The organism is Aquaticitalea lipolytica, assembly GCF_014641635.1.
In the GTDB taxonomy this organism is placed as follows: Bacteria; Bacteroidota; Bacteroidia; order Flavobacteriales; family Flavobacteriaceae; genus Aquaticitalea; species Aquaticitalea lipolytica.
This window is the reverse complement of the sequence record NZ_BMIC01000008.1, coordinates 40,930-47,202: the sequence shown is the minus strand read 5'-3', so window position 1 is coordinate 47,202 and position 6,273 is coordinate 40,930. Positions and strand designations below refer to the sequence as shown.

The following is a 6,273-nucleotide window of genomic DNA, read 5'->3' as shown; positions in this document are numbered from 1 at the left end:
ATCTGTAATTATATCTATAACATTTGTTGTTATATTATAACGATAGATATCTCCATTTAAATTATTTAATGCAAATAGCTCATTATTATTATTGCATACTAATGATTTAAAAGCAGAAAAGTTAAGTTGAGGAACATTTAAAATTGCTAAAACATTACTACTTCCTGTTTGTAGATTTATTTCAATAATTTTGTCGTTTGCTATTCCATAAAAACTTCCAGAAGGGGAAATAGCAATATCATTTATAACACCATCTGAACCTGTATTAACAGTAATAATATTAGTTAAAGTATTGTCATCATTTAATCTATAAATTGTATTATAAGAGGTGGAAAAATAAATGTTTTGACCAAAAATATTAATTGAAACAAAAAATAAAACTAACCATATTGCTCTTGCCATAAATTCTTATTTTATGTATAATGTAATTATCCTGAATTAAATATGTTTTGTTAATCTATCTACAATTCATAACTATTATTATTCACAAAGAAAATAGCGTTTACTAAAAATAGTTTTCCGTTTTCCCAAAAACTTCTAAACATAGTATTATCAACCATATACACAATACTTCCATTACCAATTCTCTCTTCGCCAAAAACTAACGAATTACTCAAGCCTTTTAAAGCCTCTTTACCAGCATAACCAGAAACATTTTTTGGGTTGTCGCCTAAATACGCAATGTTATAACCGTTTTCTAGCAAACTATACGAACTGCTTCCTAATTTTAAAGTAAAGTAGTTATTGTCATAACCAAAAGCCATAGGATGTGTATTATCAACATTAGATTTAAACACAGCTCCAGTGATCATGTTTTTAGTATATTCTCTTTCGCGCTCAGCATAAGGCGTAATGTTTTTGTCGGTTTTTGTAGAGTCTTCAGGTTTGTTTCGTTTTAATCCAAAGCCTTTTTTATCAGCAAAACTGTTTAAAGCACCATCAATAGCAATTAATTTTCCGCCTTTGCTAATCCAGTTTTGTAATTTCTCAATATTAGCATCATTTAATAAGCGACCATAATAACCATTAGGGATTATTAAAACAGTGTATTTATCTAAATTTACCTGTCCAAAATCATCTGTATTAATTGATGTTACAGGATAATGTAATTGTTGCTCAAAAAAGTGCCACAATTCGCCATAACTTAATGACGATGTATAGTTGCCAGATAAAATGGCAATTTTTTGTTTGTTAACCAATTTTATATCTGGCGAACCAAAATCTGGACCTCTTTTAGCAAATCCTGTAGTAGTACTCGTTAATTTAACATTAAATGAAGATGCAATTTCTGCTAAAGTCGCATCAAAAGTATTCATGTTTTTATTGTCACCTTTTGTAATAATAAGAGAGCCTCTGTCAAAATTCTCACCATTGTTTTCGAATGGTTTTTCGGTAAAACGAACTTTAAAGTCTTGTTCTAATAAAGCAGCAAGAAATTTTGCATTATTTAAACTATTCCAATGTGTAATATAACCTACAGCATCAGATTGCACTGAAGTTTCATTTTTGTTTGCATTATATGGTTTTGAAGGCACTAAAGATGTACTTGCAACTGCATTTAAACCATAAGCATAAGGAATACTCCAAGCAGTAATATCATAAGTTATAGAGTCGCTTAATTTTGCATTAGGTTCAAATAATACTTTTACCATTTTGCCTTTTGGTTGGTTTGTACTCACCACCAAATCGTTAGCTGTAGTTGTCATACTACCTTCTTTACTTGTAGCATATAAATAACCAGATACCTTACCAGAATTAGCATTGCCATACTTTATATCGTGTTTGTCTAATAAGGCTGTTAATGATTTTATTTTATCAGCATTACCTTGTAAAACGTAGCTTTTGTATTTTAAAGCATTATTATCGAAGAATTTTTTAAATTCAGTATTCAGTTTTTGAGCATTTTTTGAAGCAATTTCAACAGTCGATAATCCTGTTGTTGTATGATGTGCTATTCTGTCAATTAAAGTCAGCTCAATACCTTCATCATTCATTATGCCTAATCCAGCCATGCCATGACCAGCTTGCTCGTAAGTCATACCAATTGCTCCCATATATGTAGGATAAGTATCGCCATAACTTGGGTAAAATAAATCGAAACGCTCGCGAGTAAAATATAGCCAACCATTAGCATCGAAATATTTTGCGTGATTTTTACCTATTTGCGTTTGAAAATCGCGTTGCCAATCGGTTATTATTTCGTGAAAAGGTTCTGCTGCAGGAGCAAAATAATAAGGTTCATTAATGCCTTGTTCATGAAAATCGACATGAATTTGAGGTAACCATTTGTTATAAACTTTTAGTCGTGAAGCCGATTCAACTTGAGTTGCCCAAGCCCAATCTCTGTTTAAATCAAATAAATAATGATTTGGTCGTCCTCCAGGCCAAGGCTCGTTATGTTCGCTAGCTTGTTGGTCGACATCGTAAGGTTGACTCGAAGTTTCATTAAACCAATTCGCATAACGATCTCTTCCGTCAGGATTAATACAAGGATCAATAATTACAACTGTATTTTTTAACCAATCTTGCTTTTCTATTAGTAGCTTATATAAAGTATTCATCGAAGCTTCTGTGCTTGATGCTTCATTACCATGCACATTATAACTCAGCCAAACTATTGCAATTTCGTTTGATGATGAATTACCATCTAAAACACCAGCATTTTTGAGGTTGTTTTGTCTTATCGTTTCAAGATTTTTAATGTTTTCTTCAGATGAAACATAAGCAACATACAAAGGTCTGCGCTCATTGGTTTCGCCATACTTTTCCAGTTGAACTTGACTAGGCATTTGTGATGCTACGTGTTTAAAATAATCAACTACCTGATGGTGTCTCGAAAATTGAGTGCCTAACTCATAACCTAAAAAATCTTTTGGCGATTGTAAATTTTGAGCAATTGAAAATGTGATTGCATTAAGAGTAAGAAACAGAGCAATATAAATTTTTTGCATGGTTGTATTTTTTGATGTGAATGTAAAAGTAAAGATATAAATGAGAAACGAATTAACTAAAATTTAGGAGATAAAATAGTTAAGAGCATTATATTTACATCAGAATTGAATATCAACTATGCCAACAGACTGTATTCCGTTTAGAGAAACCTATTATTTTTCATCATTAATTTGTGATTATTTAGATGAAAAACAACATCTGCAACCCTTTTATAACAGATTTCCAAAACTTGAAAATTTTAAAGCTCAAATAGAAGAGAAAGGCTCGTCTGTTAGAGCACAGTCGAGAACTGTTTTGGTAGAAAGTTTGAAAAACCAATACAAAGGTTTTGATATTTCAGATTTAACTTCAAAACATATTGAGTCTTTAAAGCAAGACAACACGTTTACAGTTACTACAGGACATCAGCTTAATATTTTTACAGGACCTTTATATTTTTTCTATAAAATTATATCGACCATAAATCTTTGTAAAGAATTAAAAACGGCTTATCCACAACAAAACTTCGTGCCTATATATTGGATGGCAACTGAAGATCATGATTTTGAAGAAATCAACTATTTTAATTTTAAAGGCAAAAAAGTACAGTGGAATAGAAATGCCTCTGGAGCAGTTGGTGAATTGAATTTAGACAAACTTGATCATGTATATGAAGTATTTGCTTTACAATTAGATAAAAGCAAAAATGCAGAAGAATTAAAAGACCTTTTTAAATCGGCTTATTTAGAACATCATACATTAACTGAAGCCATGCGTTTTTTGGTTAATGCTTTGTTTTCAGATTACGGATTGGTAATTCTCGATGGAAATGATAAAGCGTTAAAACAACAGTTTATTCCATATATTGAGAATGAATTAATCGAACAAGAATCTTTCAAAAAAGTATCAGAGACGAATCATCAAATCAACGAAGCATCAAATCAAGATTATAAAATTCAAGTTACACCACGTGAAATCAATTTGTTTTATATTCATGATGGATTGAGAGAACGTATTGTTTTTGATAATGATACGTTTAAGGTGCTAAACACAAATATTACTTGGAGTAAGAGTGAGCTACTAAAAGAAGTTAATGACTTTGCAGAGCGATTCAGTCCGAATGTGATTATGCGTCCTTTGTATCAAGAAGTAGTGTTGCCAAACCTCTGTTATATTGGAGGAGGAGGCGAATTAGCTTATTGGTTACAACTAAAATCTAATTTTGAGGCTCAAAAAGTGGTTTTTCCAATGCTTTTACTACGTAATTCGGTATTGCTAATTACAAGTAAGCAAAAGGAGAAGCTAAATAAACTGAATGTAACAGTAAAAGATTTGTTTTTAAATCAGCACGATTTAATGACTAAAGTAACTAAAGAGCTTTCAAAAATAGATATCGATTTTGCGCCACAAAAAGAGCATCTTAAAAAGCAATTTGAAGATTTATATAAACTAGCAGAACAAACCGACAAATCGTTTAAAGGTGCAGTTGCAGCACAAGAGAAAAAGCAAACACAAGGCTTAGAAAATTTAGAAAAGCGATTACTAAAAGCACAAAAGCGAAAATTAGAAGATGTTTTAGAGCGTATCAGACTTATACAAGATGAATTATTCCCAAGGCAAAGTTTACAAGAGCGAAATGCTAATTTTTCTGAATTTTATTTAGAACATGGTAATCAGTTTACACAAAAACTCATTGAAAATCTTCAACCTTTAAAAGGCGAATTTTTAGTTTTAGAAATTTGAATAAAAAATCGGAAAACTAAATCGTAATTCTAAAATCCTTGTTATTTTTGCACATGCAACACAACAAGGTACTTATTTTAGATTTCGGTTCGCAATACACACAACTTATTGCGCGAAGAGTTAGAGAACTCAACATTTATTGTGAAATTCACCCATACAACAAAATTCCAACAAGTATTGAAGAATACAAAGCTGTTATACTTTCTGGAAGTCCATTTTCTGTACGAGGAGACGATGCACCACATCCAGATTTATCACAAATACGAGGGAAAAAGCCATTATTGGCAGTTTGCTATGGCGCACAATATTTAGCACATTTTTCAGGTGGTGAAGTAGCGCCTTCTAATACTAGAGAGTATGGAAGAGCAAATCTTGATTTTGTAAAAGAAAACGAAGCATTTTTTGCAGGTATTTCAAGAGGAAGTCAAGTATGGATGAGCCATAGTGATACCATTAAACATTTACCAACCAATGGTGTATTATTAGCAAGTACTCACGATGTTGAAAATGCAGCATTTAAAATTGAAGGTGAGCAAACATACGCTATCCAGTTTCACCCAGAAGTATATCACTCAACAGACGGAAAACAACTATTAGAAAACTTTTTAGTTCATATAGCAAAAGTTAACCAAGATTGGACACCACAATCGTTTGTTGAAGAAACTGTTGATGGATTAAAAGAAAAACTTGGTAACGATAAAGTAGTATTAGGTTTATCAGGTGGAGTAGATTCATCAGTAGCAGCTATTTTGTTACATAAAGCAATAGGCAAAAACCTATATTGCATTTTTGTAAATAACGGATTACTACGTAAAAATGAGTTCGAAAACGTATTAAAACAATACGAAGGTATGGGACTCAATGTAAAAGGTGTAGATGCTTCGGCACGCTTTTTGGATACTCTTAAAGGATTGAGTGATCCAGAGGAAAAACGTAAGGCAATAGGTAATGCTTTTATTGAAGTTTTTGATGACGAAGCGCATCGTATAGAAGATGTAAAATGGTTAGCACAAGGCACAATTTATCCAGATGTGATTGAAAGTGTTTCAGCAACAGGAGGACCAAGTGCAACGATAAAAAGTCATCATAATGTTGGAGGTTTACCAGATTTTATGAAACTAAAAATTGTTGAGCCTTTGCGCATGCTGTTTAAAGATGAGGTTCGTCGTGTTGGTGCTTCAATGGATATGGATAAAGACCTTTTAGGACGTCATCCTTTTCCAGGACCAGGATTAGCAATTAGAATTCTTGGAGATCTAACACGCGAGAAAATTCGTATATTACAAGAGGTCGATGCTATTTTTATAGACAATCTAAAATCTTGGAATTTATACGATAAAGTGTGGCAAGCTGGAGCGATTTTGTTGCCAGTAAATAGTGTAGGAGTAATGGGAGACGAGCGTACATACGAAAAATGTGTAGCGCTAAGAGCTGTAGAAAGTACAGATGGAATGACAGCAGATTGGGTAAATTTACCTTATGAGTTTTTACAAAAGACCTCAAATGAGATAATAAATAAAGTAAAAGGCGTTAATAGAGTAGTGTACGACATTAGCTCAAAACCACCTGCTACTATAGAATGGGAATAACATATAAAAC

General features: G+C 32.2%; 4 protein-coding genes. 2 read left to right on the top strand and 2 right to left on the bottom strand.

All coding sequences use genetic code 11. The features are described from left to right. Positions 1-402: hypothetical protein (locus tag IEW41_RS13575; protein WP_188606923.1), on the bottom strand; the 402-nt coding region annotated here is incomplete at its 3' end. A 59-nt stretch (positions 403-461) separates the two neighbouring features. Further along, entirely contained in the window at positions 462-2,951 is a 2,490-nt protein-coding gene (locus IEW41_RS13570; RefSeq protein WP_188606922.1) for a M14 family metallopeptidase, read from the bottom strand. Between the two features lie 118 nt (positions 2,952-3,069). Between IEW41_RS13570 and bshC the strand changes: the two genes are divergently transcribed. Together bshC and guaA are read left to right on the top strand one after the other, a co-directional pair. Next, on the top strand, positions 3,070-4,674 hold the full coding sequence (bshC, locus tag IEW41_RS13565; RefSeq protein ID WP_188606921.1) for a bacillithiol biosynthesis cysteine-adding enzyme BshC: 1,605 nt from the start codon (positions 3,070-3,072) through the stop codon (positions 4,672-4,674). 53 nt (positions 4,675-4,727) lie between these two features. Beyond that, complete coding sequence (gene guaA, locus IEW41_RS13560) at positions 4,728-6,263, top strand: glutamine-hydrolyzing GMP synthase (protein ID WP_188606920.1); 1,536 nt, start codon at positions 4,728-4,730, stop codon at positions 6,261-6,263. Positions 6,264-6,273: the final 10 nt, after the last annotated feature.

Bases quoted from the DNA above. Each gene is read 5' to 3' on its own strand.
- IEW41_RS13570 (WP_188606922.1), bottom strand. From the start codon at position 2,951: ATGCAAAAAATTTATATTGCTCTGTTTCTTACTCTTAATGCAATCACA.
- bshC (WP_188606921.1), top strand. From the start codon at position 3,070: ATGCCAACAGACTGTATTCCGTTTAGAGAAACCTATTATTTTTCATCA.
- guaA (WP_188606920.1), top strand. From the start codon at position 4,728: ATGCAACACAACAAGGTACTTATTTTAGATTTCGGTTCGCAATACACA.